The 15,794-nt window shown below is 72.9% G+C and carries 14 protein-coding genes, 1 other RNA gene and 1 pseudogene; 9 read left to right on the top strand and 7 right to left on the bottom strand.

Annotated elements, in window-relative coordinates:
• The 5 genes and pseudogenes from AB0I72_RS18760 to ssrA all read left to right on the top strand — a co-directional run.
• A pseudogene (locus tag AB0I72_RS18760) lies at positions 1 to 154 on the top strand (cell division ATP-binding protein FtsE); the annotation flags it as partial.
• Positions 155 to 242: 88 nt separating this feature from the next.
• Positions 243 to 1,154, top strand: a complete 912-nt coding sequence (gene ftsX, locus AB0I72_RS18755) for a permease-like cell division protein FtsX (protein WP_358569949.1) — start codon at positions 243 to 245, stop codon at positions 1,152 to 1,154.
• Between the two features lie 74 nt (positions 1,155 to 1,228).
• The gene (gene smpB / locus AB0I72_RS18750; protein WP_358569947.1) at positions 1,229 to 1,693 is read left to right on the top strand and encodes an SsrA-binding protein SmpB; all 465 of its coding nucleotides are present in this window, start codon (positions 1,229 to 1,231) and stop codon (positions 1,691 to 1,693) included.
• Between the two features lie 23 nt (positions 1,694 to 1,716).
• Entirely contained in the window at positions 1,717 to 3,729 is a 2,013-nt protein-coding gene (locus tag AB0I72_RS18745) for a penicillin-binding transpeptidase domain-containing protein (RefSeq protein WP_358569944.1), read from the top strand.
• Positions 3,730 to 4,101: 372 nt separating this feature from the next.
• Positions 4,102 to 4,473, top strand: a transfer-messenger RNA (tmRNA) gene (gene ssrA / locus AB0I72_RS18740).
• Positions 4,474 to 4,644: 171 nt separating this feature from the next.
• On the opposite strand, the gene AB0I72_RS18735 is transcribed toward ssrA, so the two are convergent.
• The 6 genes from AB0I72_RS18735 to nagA form a co-directional block, all read right to left on the bottom strand.
• On the bottom strand, positions 4,645 to 5,049 hold the full coding sequence (locus AB0I72_RS18735) for a type II toxin-antitoxin system VapC family toxin (RefSeq protein WP_358569941.1): 405 nt from the start codon (positions 5,047 to 5,049) through the stop codon (positions 4,645 to 4,647).
• The gene (locus AB0I72_RS18730; RefSeq protein ID WP_358569938.1) at positions 5,046 to 5,276 is read right to left on the bottom strand and encodes a hypothetical protein; all 231 of its coding nucleotides are present in this window, start codon (positions 5,274 to 5,276) and stop codon (positions 5,046 to 5,048) included. The genes AB0I72_RS18735 and AB0I72_RS18730 overlap by 4 nt, the downstream gene beginning before the upstream one ends.
• 138 nt (positions 5,277 to 5,414) lie before the next feature.
• On the bottom strand, positions 5,415 to 6,182 hold the full coding sequence (locus AB0I72_RS18725; RefSeq protein ID WP_358569935.1) for a helical backbone metal receptor: 768 nt from the start codon (positions 6,180 to 6,182) through the stop codon (positions 5,415 to 5,417).
• Positions 6,183 to 6,246: 64 nt separating this feature from the next.
• Positions 6,247 to 7,035, bottom strand: coding sequence for an isocitrate lyase/phosphoenolpyruvate mutase family protein (locus AB0I72_RS18720; protein WP_358569932.1), 789 nt, complete (start codon positions 7,033 to 7,035; stop codon positions 6,247 to 6,249).
• Positions 7,036 to 7,080: 45 nt separating this feature from the next.
• Positions 7,081 to 7,944, bottom strand: a complete 864-nt coding sequence (locus AB0I72_RS18715) for a cytochrome P450 (RefSeq protein WP_358569929.1) — start codon at positions 7,942 to 7,944, stop codon at positions 7,081 to 7,083.
• 76 nt (positions 7,945 to 8,020) lie between these two features.
• On the bottom strand, positions 8,021 to 9,166 hold the full coding sequence (nagA, locus tag AB0I72_RS18710; protein ID WP_358569926.1) for an N-acetylglucosamine-6-phosphate deacetylase: 1,146 nt from the start codon (positions 9,164 to 9,166) through the stop codon (positions 8,021 to 8,023).
• A 607-nt stretch (positions 9,167 to 9,773) separates the two neighbouring features.
• On the opposite strand from nagA, the gene AB0I72_RS18705 reads away from it, so the two are divergent.
• Positions 9,774 to 10,289 (top strand): NAD(P)H-dependent oxidoreductase, encoded by a 516-nt coding sequence (locus tag AB0I72_RS18705; RefSeq protein ID WP_358569923.1) that lies wholly within the window; start codon positions 9,774 to 9,776, stop codon positions 10,287 to 10,289.
• A gap of 130 nt (positions 10,290 to 10,419) precedes the next feature.
• On the opposite strand, the gene AB0I72_RS18700 is transcribed toward AB0I72_RS18705, so the two are convergent.
• Positions 10,420 to 11,349, bottom strand: coding sequence for a hypothetical protein (locus tag AB0I72_RS18700; RefSeq protein WP_358569920.1), 930 nt, complete (start codon positions 11,347 to 11,349; stop codon positions 10,420 to 10,422).
• A 428-nt stretch (positions 11,350 to 11,777) separates the two neighbouring features.
• Between AB0I72_RS18700 and AB0I72_RS18695 the strand changes: the two genes are divergently transcribed.
• From AB0I72_RS18695 to AB0I72_RS18685, 3 genes are read left to right on the top strand one after another with little or no spacing between them, the layout of a single operon-like run.
• The gene (locus AB0I72_RS18695) at positions 11,778 to 13,385 is read left to right on the top strand and encodes a GDSL-type esterase/lipase family protein (protein ID WP_358569987.1); all 1,608 of its coding nucleotides are present in this window, start codon (positions 11,778 to 11,780) and stop codon (positions 13,383 to 13,385) included.
• A 5-nt stretch (positions 13,386 to 13,390) separates the two neighbouring features.
• Entirely contained in the window at positions 13,391 to 15,487 is a 2,097-nt protein-coding gene (locus AB0I72_RS18690; protein ID WP_358569917.1) for a hypothetical protein, read from the top strand.
• On the top strand, positions 15,484 to 15,624 hold the full coding sequence (locus AB0I72_RS18685; protein WP_358569914.1) for a hypothetical protein: 141 nt from the start codon (positions 15,484 to 15,486) through the stop codon (positions 15,622 to 15,624). The genes AB0I72_RS18690 and AB0I72_RS18685 overlap by 4 nt, the downstream gene beginning before the upstream one ends.
• Positions 15,625 to 15,794: the final 170 nt, after the last annotated feature.

The following is a 15,794-nucleotide window of genomic DNA, read 5'->3' as shown; positions in this document are numbered from 1 at the left end:
GGTGCTCGACCGCATCAACCGCACGGGCACCACCGTGGTGATGGCGACGCACGACGCCGCCATCGTCGACTCGATGCGCAAGCGCGTCATCGAACTGGAAGAGGGCCTCGTGGTGCGTGACCAGACACGCGGCGTCTACGGCCAGGCGTACTGACCTCTGGCGCGCCCGCCGCCGGGTCGCCGATCACCGCTGCGAGGACACCGGCGCGGCGAAGCTTCCAAGGATGGACCTGTAACAGATCATGCGAGCACAATTCGTTCTCTCCGAGACCTGGATCGGCCTGCGCCGTAACCTGACGATGACGGTCGCCGTCATCACGACGGTGGCCATCTCCCTCGCCCTGTTCGGTGGCGGTCTGCTGGTCAACCAGCAGGTGACGGAGATGCGCAACTTCTGGGACCAGCGGATCACGCTGACCGTGTACATGTGCAACGACATCTCCCCGGCCGAGGCCTGCCGGGAGAACGGCGCCGCCACCGAGGAGGAGCGCAACGAGCTCCAGTCGGACCTGGAGGGCATGTCGCAGGTCGAGAGCGTCGAGTACATGTCGGCCGCCGAGGCGTTCGAGGACTTCCAACAGCGCATCGGCTCCACGAACGAGGCGCTCGCCAACGCCGCCCAGGAGGGCGACATCCCGGACAACTTCCGGGTGCAGCTCACCGACCCGAACCACTACGACACCGTGCGCGACGCGGTCTCCGGCGCCCCGGGCGTGGACAGCGTCTCCAACGACCAGAGCGTGCTGGAGGACTTCTTCGGCCTGCTCGACGGCCTCAAGTGGGCCGCGCTGGTGGTCGCGGGCGTGCAGCTGGCCGCCGCGGCGCTGCTGATCGGCAACACGATCCGCCTGTCCGCGTACAGCCGCCGCCGGGAGACGGGCATCATGCGGCTGGTCGGCGCGTCGAACTTCTACATCCAGCTGCCGTTCCTCCTGGAGGGCGCGATCGCCGGTCTCATCGGCGGTCTGATCGCGTCCGGGTTCATCGTGGCCACCCGGTTCACGCTGCTCACCCAGATCGAGGAGTGGTTCCAGTTCGACATCGCGCTGGACACCGGCGCGCTGCTCTACGTCATCGGGGTGTCGATCATCCTCGGTGTGCTGCTGTGCACCATCACCTCGTTCCTCACCCTGCGCCGCTACCTGAAGATCTGACCCGACGGTCGTCGGAAGGGGGCGCGCGGGGTACGGGGGCCGTGTGCCCCCTGACCGTATGAAGGGAATCCACTGTGGCACGGGAGACCGGTCGCAAGCCCATCGCGCAGAATCGGCGTGCCCGGCACGACTACCACATCGACGAGACCTACGAGGCGGGCCTGGTGCTCACCGGGACCGAGGTCAAGTCACTCCGTGAGGGCCGGGCGTCGCTCGTCGACGGGTTCGCGCACATCAACAACGGTGAGGTGTGGCTGGAGAACGTCCACATCCCCGAGTACTCCCAGGGGACGTGGACCAACCACGCGGCCCGCCGATCCCGTAAGCTACTCCTGCACCGCTCGGAGATCGCCCGGCTCATCGGCAAGACCCGTGAGCCCGGACACACACTGGTGCCGCTGTCGCTGTACTTCAGCGACGGACGGGCCAAGGTCGAGATCGCTCTGGCCCGCGGTAAGCGTCAGTACGACAAGCGCCACGACATCGCCGAGCGCGAAGCGAAGCGGGACATGGAACGCGCGCTTCGCCGCCGTCGATGAGGCGCCCGAAAGGAACACACACGGTGTCCCCCCGTCCCCTCGGCCGCGTCGCGGCCGCCGGAAGCGGCGTGGTCATGGCCCTCACCCTGGCCGCGTGCACACCCAATCCCAGCCCCGAGGTGGCCGTCCGCTCCTTCCTTCTGGCCTGGCAGAACGGGGACCACGAGACGGCCGCCGCGTACACCACCGGTGACCCCGGTGAGGTGGCGGCCACGCTGGTCGACGTGCACGAGCAGTTGGACCTGGCGAGCCTGAGCTTCGGCCTGGGGCAGATCGAGCGCGGGGACGGCTCCGCGACCGCCGAGTTCGACGTCACCGCCGACCTCGGCATCGGCGACCCCACCTGGAACTACACCGGCCGTATGCCGCTGGAGTGGGGCCCGGACGGGTGGCGGATCACCTGGTCGCCGTCCGTGGTCCACCCCGATCTGGGCGAGGGCGAGCGGCTGGCGGTCAGCTACGAGATCCAGGAACGCGGCCAGATCCTCGACCGCGAGGGCGAGGCCCTGGTCACGACCGAGAGCGTGACCGCCTTCGGGGTGTACCCGGGGCGGATGGAGGACGCCGAGGCGGGCGTCACCGAACTCGCCGAACTCCTCGACGAGGACCCCGGCCCGCTGCTCGACCGCGTGCGCTCGGCGCCGCCCGAGCAGTTCCAGCCGCTCGTGCTGATGCGTGACGCCAACGTGGGCCAGGCCCTGCTCGGCCAGGTCGCGGCGATCCCCGGAGCGGACACCCAGGCGGTCGAGATCAACCTGACGCCCTCGGTGGCCCCGGCCGTGCTGGGCGAGGTCGCCGGGACGGCGGAGCACCGGGTGTCGTCCCGGGTGCCCGGCCCGTACCAGGCGGGCGACACCGTGGGCCTCAACGGCCTCCAGAACATCTTCCAGAACGAGCTGGCGGGGTCGGCCACCACGCAGGTGGTCTCCCTGGACGCCGACGGCCAGATCACGGACGTCCTGGAGTCCTGGCGGGGCGACCTCAGCGGCGGGATCGCCACCACGCTCGACGCCGGGATCCAGCGGTCGGCGGAGGCCGCGCTGGAGACCATGCCGGGCAACGGGTACCTGGTCGCGGTCGACGTGGGCAGCGGTGACGTGCTCGCGGCGGCGGCGCGGCAGTCGGACGGGACCGGCGGCACCACCGACGACGCGGCCCTGACCGGTTCCTACGCCCCCGGCGGCGTGTTCACCATCGTGTCCGCCCTGGCCGCGCTGGAGTCGGGCGCGGTGACGCCGGAGGCCGAGATGCCGTGCGGCTACCAGACCGAGATCGGCGGGCAGACCTTCACCAACCCGGACAACGGCGCGCTGCAGGTGGACCCGACGCTGGCTCGCAACCTGGCGTTCCAGTGCACCGTCGGCTTCGCGGACCTGAGCGAGGAGGTGGGCGCCGAGGCGCTCGCCGACACCGCCGGGCGTCTGGGCCTGGACACGGAGTGGCAGTTGGCGCTGCCCGCCAACCCCGGTCGGATGGACATCGGGGACGGCGCGGCCGACCTGGCCATGGCGATGAACGGAGACCAGGGCGTGCGGGTCAGCCCGCTGTCCATGGCGCTCATCGCCGCGGCGGTGGCCGACGGGACCTGGAACGCGCCGTCGCTGGTCCGTGAGGAGGGCCCCACCCCGATCGCGCCGACCGAGCTGGACCAGGCCGACGTGGAGGTGGTCCGCGAGGGAATGCGCCAGGCGGTCGTCCAGCGGATGTCGCTGCTGAACGGGTACGGCGAGGAGGTGCTCGGACAGGCCGCCCGGACCGAGCAGGACGGGACGGCGCTGCACTGGTTCGTCGGCTACCAGGGCGACGTGGCCTTCGCGGTGCTGGCCGAGGTGGACCCGGCGGTGACCCTGGTCAACCAGCACGCGGTGAGTTCGGCGGCGTCCTTCCTGAACTACCTGGCCAACGGCGCGCCCGAGCCCGTCGCCACCACGCCGACCGACGGCACGGGCGGAGTCGGCCAGGGCGCCGTCGGGACCGAGGGCGCGGGCACGACCGCGGCCACGACGGGCGAGACCACGGGACAGACGGGCTTCTGACCGGACCCGCGAGCGGGCCGGACCGATCCGACGCGAACGGTCCTCCGGGGCAACCCCCCGGAGGACCGTTCGCGTCTTCCCCTATGACTGGGGCCGCGACAGGGGGTGGCGGCTCAGCCAAGGAGACAGGACCTCATCTCGGGGGAGGCTCTGTCGGTTCCCAAGGTCGGCCCGACCCTGCCGACCGCCCCCGCGGGCAGCGTCGACCTGTCTTGCGTCCGCGCCCGCGGGGGTTTCTCCCTGTCCGGAGGGTGCGGACCCGGCGGGAATCCGCTTGGTACCCGCGTCGTTGTACCGGTAGAGTGAAGCACAGCGAGCGCGCGTCGCTCGCGTGTCGGCCACCCGGCGACGGGGGGCTTTGACAACTGCACAGGGGGTGATCGGTTTCGACTTCGGTAGTCGTTCCAGGGGAAGCGGGTCGAGGGTTGCGTATGTGACCTCGCAAATCCTGCATTCGCGTAAATTCAAGTGCCAATAAGAAGCACTCCGAGTTCGCTCTCGCTGCCTAAGCGATAGTGACTCTGTCGCCCTGAGCTCGTCATCGGCCCAGGTAGCGGCATCAGCTAGATGACTTACCACCCGGATCAGGCCACGGGGCCCGGGTGGGACACCTTCGTGGCTGGGCCTGTCAGCGATGTGTCCGTGCAAGCGCTGGGGTCGAGTAGAACGGCATCGCGGACTGCACCCGGAGAAGCCCTGGCTCGGTGCTGAAGGACGCGGGTTCGATTCCCGCCACCTCCACTCGTCGACGGGACGGCTCCGCTCGCAAGCTGCGCTTGCTCGCGGGGTCGTCTCGTCGTTTTTTCTGGGGGGCGACCCCCGGGGAACACCGTCATGAGAACGCCTCTGACCAGTGGGAGCACCCACAGGCCGGGGGCGTTTCGTGCTTCATGTCCGTGTTTCAGGATGTCTGAATCAGATGACTTCGATGTCGGCTGACGTCTGTGCACCGCGCTTGACGCGTTCGTCGGCGGTGATGAGTGGGACACCGAGATCCTCGGCCAGCGCGACATAGGCCGCGTCGTATCCGCTCAGGTTGGCTGACAGCTCGCGCATACGGGGCCACAGGTGATGCAAGCCGTTTCGGACGATGGTGAGCCGCCGGTAGGACTCCATGGCACGGTCACGGTCACCGGGAGCGAGCTTGGGTTTGCCTCCACGAGTGCCCTTCGACAGAGATAGGAGAACGGAAGCCACCTCCCAGTCGACGAGAGAGGGCGCGGCCAGTTCCTCGGGGCCCAATCGCTCCCGTGCGGCGCGGCCCGCGTCTTCCGTGCTGGTCAGTGCATTGACCAGGACTGAGGCGTCCACGATGATCACAGGTCCCCCCGAGCGTCGTTGACGGCCTCGGTGATGTCCTCGCGAGTCAACTGGGCGCCGATCGCGTTGCTGCTTTCCTCGAATACTTGGGCGTTGGCGCGCGTGATGTTGACGGGATGCAGGGTGATGGTGCCGTCCTCGTCCTTCGTCACCTCATAGTAGGGTTCCGTGGCGACCTTCTCACCCAGGGTGACGCGGCCTCTGCTTCCAGTCTTGACGAGCTCCATGTCGCCTCCTCTGTTTCCCAGTGTGGGCAATGCCCACAGTACCAAACGGGGTCCTTTGTGGGAGTTCTCCGACTCTGACTCTGGCGATGCGGACTGTCCCGGGCCAGAGTCCGTCCACGGCAGCACGCGACTTCGCGCTCAGGAACGTCCCCGCAGTGCGGCCGCGAGGCGGGCGCGGGCGTCGATCATGGAGGGCCCGTACCAGGTCAGGGCGCGGCCGTCCACGCACACCGTCGGCAGGTCGGGGAAGGCCTCGGGGCCGTCGTCGGGGCCGAACCGGTAGGGCTCGTCGGGCAGGACGACGAGGTCCGGCGCGGCCGTCGCGATGGCGTCCGGCGTGACCCTCGGGTAGCGGCCCTCCGCGTCGGCGAACACGTTCACCGCGCCGAGCCGGGCCAGGACGTCGCCGGAGAAGGTGTCGCCGCCGATGACCATCCAGGGGTTCCGCCAGATCGGGACCGCCACGCGCGGGCCCCGCTCCGGGGCGGGCGCGCCCCACACGGCCTCCGCCTCCGCCAGCCAGCCGGGTGCGGGCGGCCCGCAGACCTCGGTGAGGAGGCGGCGCAGCGAGACGAACGCGCCCGCGACCGTGCGCACGTCGGTCACCCACACGGCGACCCCCGCCTCGCGCAGGGCGAGCACGTGCCGTTCCCGGTTCTCCTCCCGGTTGGCGACCACCACGTCCGGGGCCAGCTCGACGATGCGCCGGACGTGCGGGTTCTTGGTGCCGCGGACCCGTTCGACGGCGAGGTCGGCGGGGTGCGTGCACCAGACGGTGGCCGCGACGAGCAGGTCCGGCGCGGTGCGGGCGATCGCCTCGGTCAGGGACGGGACGAGCGACACCACGGTCTCCACCCGGTCCGGCAGGCGGACCGGGTGGCCGAGGTCGTCGATCGGTGTGCGCACGCCTGGTTCCTACCCGGGCGAGCCCGAGGCGCTCATGCCGGACCCGCCTGAGGCGGCGGAGTCGTCAGCCCTGCACGAAGGCGCGGGCGAGCGCGTCCGCCTCGGCGTACGTGGGCAGGCCGTCCCGCACCGGCAGGTCCTCGGCCACGGCCAGGGCGGTGGCCACCGTCGCCTGGAGGGCCGCCCTGAACAGCAGCGATCCGCAGCTGACGCGGCGCACGCCCAGGTCGGCGAGGGTCCGCAGGGACGGGCCGCCGGGGGAGTGGAGGATGTTGAGCGGCACGTCCAGGGTGTCGACGAGCGCGGCGATCGTCTCCTCGTCGCGCAACCCGGGGACGAACACCCCGTCGGCGCCGGCCTCCTGGTAGGCGGTCACGCGCGCGGTCGTCCGCTCCTCGTTCCCCGACAGCCAGTGCGTGTCGGTCCGGGCGTTGACGAACAGGTCGGGCGCCGCCCGCTTGACGGCGCGGATCACGGCGCACTGGTGTTCGGGGTCGGCGAGCCCTCCGTCGGGCCGCCCGTCCTCGATGTTGACCCCGACGACCCCCGACTCCACGAGTTCACGGGCGAGCGCGGCCACCTCGTCGGGGTCCTCGCTGAACCCGCCCTCGACGTCCACGCTGACCAGCGCGTCCAGACGGGCCAGGCTGAGAGCGAGCGCCACCGTCTCCGCCCGGGTGTCGCCCTCGGCGTCCGACTTTCCGGCCGCCGAGGCGACGCCGAGGCTGGTCGTCCCCACGGCGCGGAACCCGGCGGTGACCAGGGCGGCGGCCGAGGCGTGGTCCCAGGCGTTGGGCAGCACCAGGGGCGCGCCGGTGCGGTGCAGGTCGCGGAACTTCGCGTAGGCGTTCATCGGTTCTCCGTAGATGGTCGGTCGGCCCGGGAGGGCCGGGTTCGGCTAGCCCTCCAGGAGGGCGTCGAGCACACCGCACGCCAGTGCCGTGGCACTGGCCGAGGCGGGGCAGGGGCGGCGGCCGTGCCCGAAGGTGAGATGCCCGGGCGTCGGGTCGTCGAGGGCGGGGCGGTCGGGGTCGGGGAACACGGTCGGATCCCGGTTGGCGGCGGCGAAGTCGAGCACGACCTCGGTGCCCTCCGCCACCGGACGACCTGCGAGGACGGCCCCGGGCAGGGCACGACGGCGGGTTCCCGGGACCGGGGACGTGAGCCGGAGCGCCTCGGCCACGAGGACCTCGGTCGCGGGGAGGCCGGGGCCGGAGAGGCCGGACTCGTCGACCATGGCCAGTGCGCCGCGGATCAGCCCGGCGGTTCCCTCACAGGACTGGACGAGCAGCGCGACGCGCTGGGCGACCTCCTCCGGGTCGCCGCCGGGCAGCAGGGCGACCAGGGTCCCCACCGCGTTGTCGGCCGGGGCGGTCGCGTCGGCGGGCGCGCCCGCCAGGTAGACCGCCGCCACCGTGCGGGTGGCCGGGACGATCGGGGCGAGGGAACCCGGAAGGACACCGAGGCCTACGGCGAGGACCTCGACGGGAACGTAGGGGGCGGCCTCGGCGGGCACCTCGCGTGCGCGGGTCCGGGCGCTCGCCCGCAGGTCGGCGGGGTCGAGACGGGAGAGGAGACCCTCGACGACCGCGCGGCGGCGGTCGTGGTCGGCGCCCTCGGAGAACCGGACGGTGGTCCGCCGCAGCCAGCCCAGACCGCCGACGGGGCGGGGGTCCTCCGGGACGGCGGGTACCGCGAACCGGGGGTCGGCGAGGACCGCGCGGACCCCCGCGTGGTCGCGGACGTGGAGTGGAGGCGTCATGCCGAGACCCTACGGCCGGAACGTTTCGGCGGTCACCGAAACGTCGCGACCGCGGGTCCGAGGCGGCGTCCCCCGTCTACGCCGCGCCGTCGGCCGTCCACCGGCCCCGGTACATGACCCCCTCGACCGCCAGGTCCTCGGACAGGAGCACGAGGTCGGCGTGGCCTCCGATCTCGATCCGGCCCACGCCGTCCAGCCCCAACGCCGCCGCCGGGACCGAGGAGGCCGACCGCACCGCCGCGGGCGCCCCCACGCCGAGATCGCGCACCGTGTTGCGCACCGCCTGGGGCAGCACGATGGTGCTGGAGGCGATCGCGCCCGTGTCCACCAGGCGGGCCTCGCCCCCGCTGACCCGCACGCGCAGGTCGCCCAGGGTGTACTCGCCGTCGCCCAGGCCGGTCGCCGACATCGCGTCCGTCACCAGCGACACCCGTGCGGCCCCGGCGGCGTCGAACACCAGCCGCGCCGCGCCCGGGTGGACGTGCACGTTGTCCGTGATCAGCTCGACCGTCACCCGTTCGTCGCGCAACGAGGCGGCGATCGGACCCGGGTCGCGGTGCCCCAGCGGCCGCATCGCGTTGTACAGGTGGGTGGCGACGGTCGCTCCCGCGTCGAAGGCGGCCAGGGTCTGCTCATAGGTGGCCTCGGTGTGGCCGACGGCGGCCACGACACCCGAGGACACCGCCGCCCGGATGAGCTCCAACGCGCCCGGGAGTTCGGGGGCCACCGTGATCATGCGGACGTGGCCCCGTCCGGCCTTGAGCCAGCGGTCGAACTCGGAGGTGTCGGGGTCGCGCAGCAGCTCCGGGTCGTGCGCCCCGCACCTGGACCGGGCGATGAACGGGCCCTCCAGGTAGATCCCCGCCAACTCGCCCGTCTCGCACAGCTCCGCCAACGCCGACACCTGGCGCAGGGTGGCCTCCGGCGAGGCCGCCACCAGCCCGCCCACGAGCGACGTCACGCCCCGCGCCCGGTTGAACGCGACGATCTCCCGCGCCCCCTCCGGATCGGCGTCGGGGAACGCGTGTCCGGCGCCGCCGTGGATGTGGGTGTCGACCAGACCGGGGGCGACCCAGCCCCCGCCGACGTCGCGGGTCGGCCCGGTCGGAGGCGTACCGGTGCCGAGTGCGGCCACGCGGCCGTCCTCGACCCGCAGCCAGCCGTCGTGGACGCCGTCGGGTGTGACGACCCGCGCGTGCGTGAGCGTGAGGGAGGTGTGCATTCGGGCTCTCTCTGGGTCTCGAAAGGGCGGGACGCGGCCTGTGTGTCGCAAATTACACCGGGCTCCCGACGCGGTTCGGCACGGGGTCCGGCGGCCCCCCGCCGCGTTCGGCATCCCCGGCGGAGCTGGGAAATCCTGATCCGTGGGACGGTCTGTCCACGACGTGGACGCCCTGATCCGGGGTGTCCGAGCGGTGACGGAAGGGTCGACACGCATTGACGATAGCGGTCGGCGCGCCGCATCATGGGTGCATGTCCGCCGGTGAGCTGCTTGTCCAGCGCCTGCACGTCGATCTCCGACAGCAGGCGAGCGCGCTCTGTCGTAGCTAGCGCTGAGCGGGGCCCGCGCCCCGCGCCACGGGTGTACCCCGTGCCCTCCGTGCCCTCGCAGACACCGGACACTCAGCTCTCCCAGCTTCTGGGTCCCGGGCCGTATCCCGGCCCGACGAGCACCCCTGCCAGGCCCGCACACCACGTCCCGGACGACGGCGTCCGCGCCTGGTGTCGGTAGGGGAACGACGTCTCCTCCGGTGTCGACCAACGAACACCGCCTCTGACGCTTCCTCCGGTCGAACCCGGCTGGCTCTGACCGAACCCAGGAGTTCCGCATGACCCGCATCACCGTGCTCGTCGCCGCACCGCAGTCCCGTTCCTCCGTCCGCGCCGCCGCTCTGGACGCGGCCGCCGAGATCTCCTCCCGCGTGGGCGTCGACGCCCGCCCCGCCGTGGTCGACCTCGCCGAGATCGGCCCCGACCTGCTCACCGACTCCGCCGCCTCCGTCGACGCCGCCCTGGAGCGCGTGCGTGAGAGCGACGTCCTCCTAGTCGCCTCCCCGCAGGTGCACGGCACCTACACCGGCCTGCTCAAGGTCTTCCTGGACCGACTGCCGGAGCTGGGTCTGGGCCACACCGTCGCGGTGCCGCTGGCGGTCGTCGAGGACCTGCGCAACAGCCGCGGGATCGAGGAGGACCTGCGCGTCCTGCTCGCCGACCTGGGCGCCTGGGTGGCCGAGCCCGGCCTGGTGCTGTCCGCCGACGAGACCGACCGGCCCGGCGGCGTAGTGCGGGCGTGGGCCGACGTCGCCGCGCCCGGCCTGCGTGAGGCCGTGGCCGTCGCCGCCTGAGCACGGAGCCCGATCGGGTTCTGGGCCTCGGCTCCGATCCGGGCCGCGCGGGGGCGCGGCCCGGATCGCCGCGTTTCGGGCCCGGACCGCTCAGGTGCGGCCGACGTCGTTCGGGCGCGGTGCGGACCGCTCAGCCGCGGGCGTGCGGACCCGCCGCCGGGGCGACGGGACCGGCGGCCCGACGACGGCTGGTGTCGGCCTCGGCGCTGGCCACGTTCCCGCGCACCAGGACGACCACGACCAGGGTCAGCGTGAATCCGCCGATCCGCAGGGCCAGGGTCACGGGGTCCTCGGGCAGGCTCTCGCCGAAGAGGATCGTCCCCGCCACGACCATGAACACGTTGCCGACCACGTTCGACACGGGGGCGGTGATCGAGGCGCGCGAGCGCTGCAACGAGGTCTGGAACAGCACGATCCCCACCGCCCAGCCGAGCGCGTACAGGTAGGGGAACGGGGAGGTCAGTGCGGGCAGGACGGCCGCCACCACGCCGTGCTCGGCGAGCAGCCCGCCCAGTCCCTTGCCCTGGAGCCCGGCGCTGCCCTGGGCCAGCCCCGCCGCCGCGCCCATCGCCGCGGCCGACACGTACCTGCCCCCGCGTCCGACGGCGCCCATCACCGCCACGCACGCGACCACGGTCACCAGGCTGACGGCGACCAGGACCGGGGTGTTCGCGGAGGTGCCCGTCTCACCGCCGTCGGCGATGGACAGGGTGAGCAGGCCGAGCGCCACCGGCATGACGCCGAGCGCGACGTACTCGCCCCGGGTGATGCGCTCACCCGTGAGCAGCGTCGCGACCAGGAGCGTGGCCGCCACGCCCGCCGCGAAGGCCGGTTGGGCGACCGACACCGGCGCCAGGCCCAGGGACACGATCAGGCCCACGCTGCCCAGCGCGGCGAACACGCAGCCGAACACCCAGCGCGGGTTGCCCAGCAGGACGCGGGCCAGGTGGAGCGGGCGGTGGACGGAGATCGACTCCGATCCGTGCAGGGCGCGCTGTTCGACGGACAGGCCGACGGTGTAGACCACGGCGGACGTCAGCGCGACCAGGAGTCCGATCACGGCGGGGCCCTTCGGTCGGGACTACGTGCGGACTCGCAATGTATAACAAGTTCTAGTCCGTGCGTCACCAGGGGCTCTCTCGGAGGGTCGGGTCACGATCGGCGTACTACCCTGTTGAAGAGCCCCCCGTCCTCGTGTGACCGGCCGTGAAGGGGGGAACCGTCCGTGGTGGGTGAGAACCGGTTCCGGATCCATCCGCACGACGCCGCAGCGAGGAATGGGGCACGGTGCAGGACCCAGACGAGCCCGAGAGGGACGCGCGTGAGGCCGAGCCGGAGGCCGGGGGCACGGACGGCGCGCCGGACCGCTGGCGCTTCCTCGTCGACCGGGCCGCGCACGCCCTCCACCGCTTCGACCGCCTCCTGCCCGTGTCGTGGCGGGAACGCCCCTCGCGCTTCGAACCCGGACCGCTCGGACTGCTCGGCGTCATGCTCGCCGCCATGGCCGTCACCCTCCTGCTCCTCCAGACCGGCTCCGGCGGCGCGGGAGCGGCGCAGGGCGGCGAGGAAGGGCCCGTGGAGGTGCCCGGTCCACCCGAGGGGCGGCTCCGGATCATGGTGGCGGGCGGCTCGCTGACCCAGGGCAGCAGCGGGGACCACACCTGGCGGTACCGCCTGTGGCGCCACCTGGGGGAGTCCGGGGTCGACGCGGACTTCGTCGGGCCCCACGACGACGTGTACCGGCTCGCGGACGGCGGGTTCGGCGGCCGCGAGTACGCCGACCCCGACTTCGACACCGACCACGCGGCCCGCTGGGGCGCCACGGCCCGCGACCTCGCCGACGAGATCGCCCGCGTGGCGGCCGAGCACGAACCCCAGTACCTCCTGCTCCTGGCCGGGATGGAGGACATCCTGGGCGGTGGGAACGCCGACCACGCCCTGGAGGGGGTCGGCGGGACCGTCTCGACCGTGCGGGTCGCGCTGGGGGAGGTGCGCTTCGTCGTCGGGGAGCTCCCGGCCGTCGCGGGGACCGGGGACGACGCCAGGGTCAACCGGGAGATCGAGCGGTTCAACATGGGCGTGGTCGACCTCGCCCAGCAGCTCACCTCCGAGACCTCGCCCGTGGTCGTGGCCCGGGTGGCCGCCGGCTACGAGCCCACCCGCGACAACTGGGACGACGTGCATCCCAACGCCAGGGGGGAGGTGCGGATCGCCGCGGCGTTCGCCGACGCGCTCGCCGAGCCGCTCGGGGTGGGGGAGGACTACCCGAGGCCGCTGCCGAGCGTGGCGGTCGGGCCGCGGACCGCCCCCGAACCGGAGGCCGAGGAGTCGGCGGAGGGGCTGGTGCTGAGCTGGGACGCCGCGGGCGGTGCGACCGACTACCGGGTGGTCCAGCGCAGGGTGGACCCGGACCCCGACGAGGCGGTCGTGCTGCCCGCCGAGGTCGAGACGGACGGGGACCGCCGGCGGGTGCTGATCGGGGCGCTGTTGAGCGGGGCCCGGTACGAGTTCGTCGTGCGCCAGTACAAGGGGCGGGACGAAGGTGTGCGGTCCGCGCCCCTGAGCCTGGTGTGGAACTCCGATCCCCCCGCCGCCCCGACCGGTGTGCGCGTGGCCGACGGCGGGGCGGCGGTGCGGTGGGACGCGGTCGGGGACGCCACGCACTACGAGGTGTGGGTGCGCGCGCTGGCCTGCTCGCCGAGCGACGACTCCCGGTCGCCCGGGTACGGGGACGACGGGGAGGAGCCGTCGGGGCGACCGGACGACGACGCCCCGGCGCCGAGCGAGCCGGATCCCGTGCCGAGGGCCACGCCGACCCCGACGCCGGAACCCGAGCCGACCACGGATCCCGAGCCGACTCCTGAGCCGATCCCCGACCCGGGACCGACGACGCCTCCGCCGCCCCAGGCGACGGAGTGCGCTCCGGTCGACGACCGGGGGCCCGACAGCGGCCAGGGGTGGTACCCCCAGGGGCCGACGGGGTCGGAGCCGCGCTGGACGGTGACCGTGGACGGGCCCTACGAGGTCGTGGTGCGGTCGCACCGGGACTACGTGGCGGGCGGTTACTCCGGGGCCGTCGAGCTGCGGGGCGGGTGAGTCCGGTGCGCTGGTTCGATCGGCTGCTGCCGTGGGCGGTGGGCGTGCTCGCCGGTGTCGTGGCGCTGGGCCCGGCGCTGGGGCGCGGGTACGTGCTGCGCTACGACATGGTCTTCGTCCCCGACCCGTCGCTGACGACCGTCCTGCGCGGCGCCGACGGCTTTCCGCGGGCGATCCCGAGCGATGCCGTCGTCGCCGCGCTGTCGGCGTTCGTGCCGGGGGACGTGGTGCAGGCGGTGGCGCTGTTGGCCGTGTTCACCGTGGGGGCGGCGGGGGCGGCCCGGCTGCTGTGGGGGTCGTTGGGGCGAGGCGGGGACCAGGAGGGGCCCGAGGGTGCCGGTCCCGACAGGGGAGGCGCGCCGAGCGCACGGGGGAGCGATCCCGGTGGTTCGGGTGCGCCGGGTGCTTCCGGTGGCTCGGGGTACCCGGGTGAACCGGCTGGCCCTCGTGGGGAGCCTGAGACCCGTGGCGGATCCGGTGTCCCGGCCGCCGTGCGCGTGGCGTCGGCGGCGGCGGGGATCGCGTACGTCTGGAACCCCTTCGTCGCCGAACGCCTCCTGCTCGGCCAGTGGGCGATGCTGCTGGGATACGCGGGCCTCCCGTGGGTCGTGGGCGCCGTGGTGCGTCTGGGGTCGACCCGGCGCGCCACCGGGTTCGCCGGACTCCTGTGCTCCCTGATCCCCGCCGCCGTGGGCGGATTCTCCTCGGTGGTCCTCACCGCGCTCACCGCCGGTCCCGTGGCGCTCGCCCGGCGCGGCCGAGCCGTCACCACGGCCCTCGTCCTCCTCGCCCTGGTCCTGGTCTCGCTGCCGTGGCTGCTGCCTTCGCTGGCCAGCGGGGCGGGGACCGATCCGGCGGGCGTGTCGGCGTTCGCCGCGAGGCCCGACACGCCCTTCGGCGCGGCCGGGTCGCTGCTGCTCCTGGGCGGCGTGTGGAACTCCGGCGCCGTACCGGTGGGCTACGGCGAGCCGGTGACGGCGTCCCTGCGCCTGGCACTGTGCCTGGTGGCGCTCACGGGATGGGTGTGGTGGCTGCGCCGGATGAGACCGGCGTTCGGGGCCGGGCTGTCGGCCGCCGCGGTGCTCGGCTTCGCGATCGCCCTGCTCGGCACCACCGGGGCGGGCCAGGCGGTGCTGGAGTGGCTGATCGGACTCTGGCCCGGTTTCGGCCCGCTGCGCGACGGCCAGCTCTACGTGGCCCCCCTCGCGCTGGTCCAGGCACTGGGGTTCGGGGCCGCCCTGTGGTGGCTGGCCCGGCCCCGATCGGAGGCGCCGACCGGTCGTCCGGGACCCGTTGTGCGCGGTGGGAACACTGTGCCGCGCGAGACCCCTGTGAATTCTGATGATCGTGCGGTGCCTGGGCCTGGTCGGTCGCAGGAGTCCCCCAGGACGGCGGATCGGTCCATATGGCGGTTGGGGGCCGCGGTGTTCCTGGCGCTCCTGCCGCTCGTGGTGCTGCCGGGACTGGTGTGGGGCGCGGGCGGTCGGCTCGTGCCGGTGGACTACCCCCGGGAGTGGATCGAGGCCCGGCGGGCGGTGGCCGCTGACGCGAGTCCGGGGGCGGTCCTCGTGCTGCCCTGGAGCGCCTACCGGGGGCTGGACTGGGCGGGGGAGCGGGTGGTCGTCCTGGATCCGGCGACCAAGCTCTTCGACCGGCGCACCCTGTGGAACGACGACCTGCGGGTCGGGACCGCGGACGGCGGCACGGTCGTGGTGACCGGAGAGGACGCCCGGGCGCGCGAGGCCGCCGCGGCCCTGGAGATCGACCCCGGGACCGGGCTGCCCCGCGTCGACGACGTGGCCGGGGTCCTCGGCGGGCTCGGCGTGCGGTACGTGATGGTCTCCGCTCCTATCGATAACGCGTTCTTGTTGCAGGCCGAGGGGCTGTCCCCGGTGGTCGAGGGGGCTGGGGCGGCCCTGTACCGGGTCGACGATCAGCACGTAAAACCCGATAAAGCTGACGGATCGGGGTTGGAAGTTACCGGGGGGTTAGTTACAGTTGGGGCAATCGTCTGGTCTGTAGCTAGATCAGGTTCTAGTCTCGTTCTCCAGCGTTCCGGTTTCAGAGCGAGGCCGGGCGCGCGGAAGGAGATCCCCAAGTGATCAAGGTAATCGCCGCCTGCGTGATCGGCGCGGCTCTGGCGGGCGGGGCCACCGTGGTGGCCACCAACGTCGCCACCGAGTCGACCGCGACCGCGGAACCGGTGAACGAAACCCTCTACAACTACGGCGACCGCTAGGTCGTCGCCGTCGGAGAGGCTCGGGGCGCCCCGTTCCCAGCGGGGTGTCCCACTCCCCGCACTCCCCGGCCGGGTCGGTCCCGGCCACCCCACCTGACGTCCGGTCGACGGGCTTGGTCGGCATGCCCTTCCCTCCCGTGATCGCCCAGCGAACACGCGTCGACACCGTG

The sequence above is a fragment of the Nocardiopsis sp. NPDC049922 genome (genome assembly GCF_040660275.1).
In the GTDB taxonomy this organism is placed as follows: Bacteria; Actinomycetota; Actinomycetes; order Streptosporangiales; family Streptosporangiaceae; genus Nocardiopsis.
The sequence above is the reverse complement of the archived record's forward strand: the minus strand, read 5'-3'. Positions and strand labels throughout refer to the sequence as shown.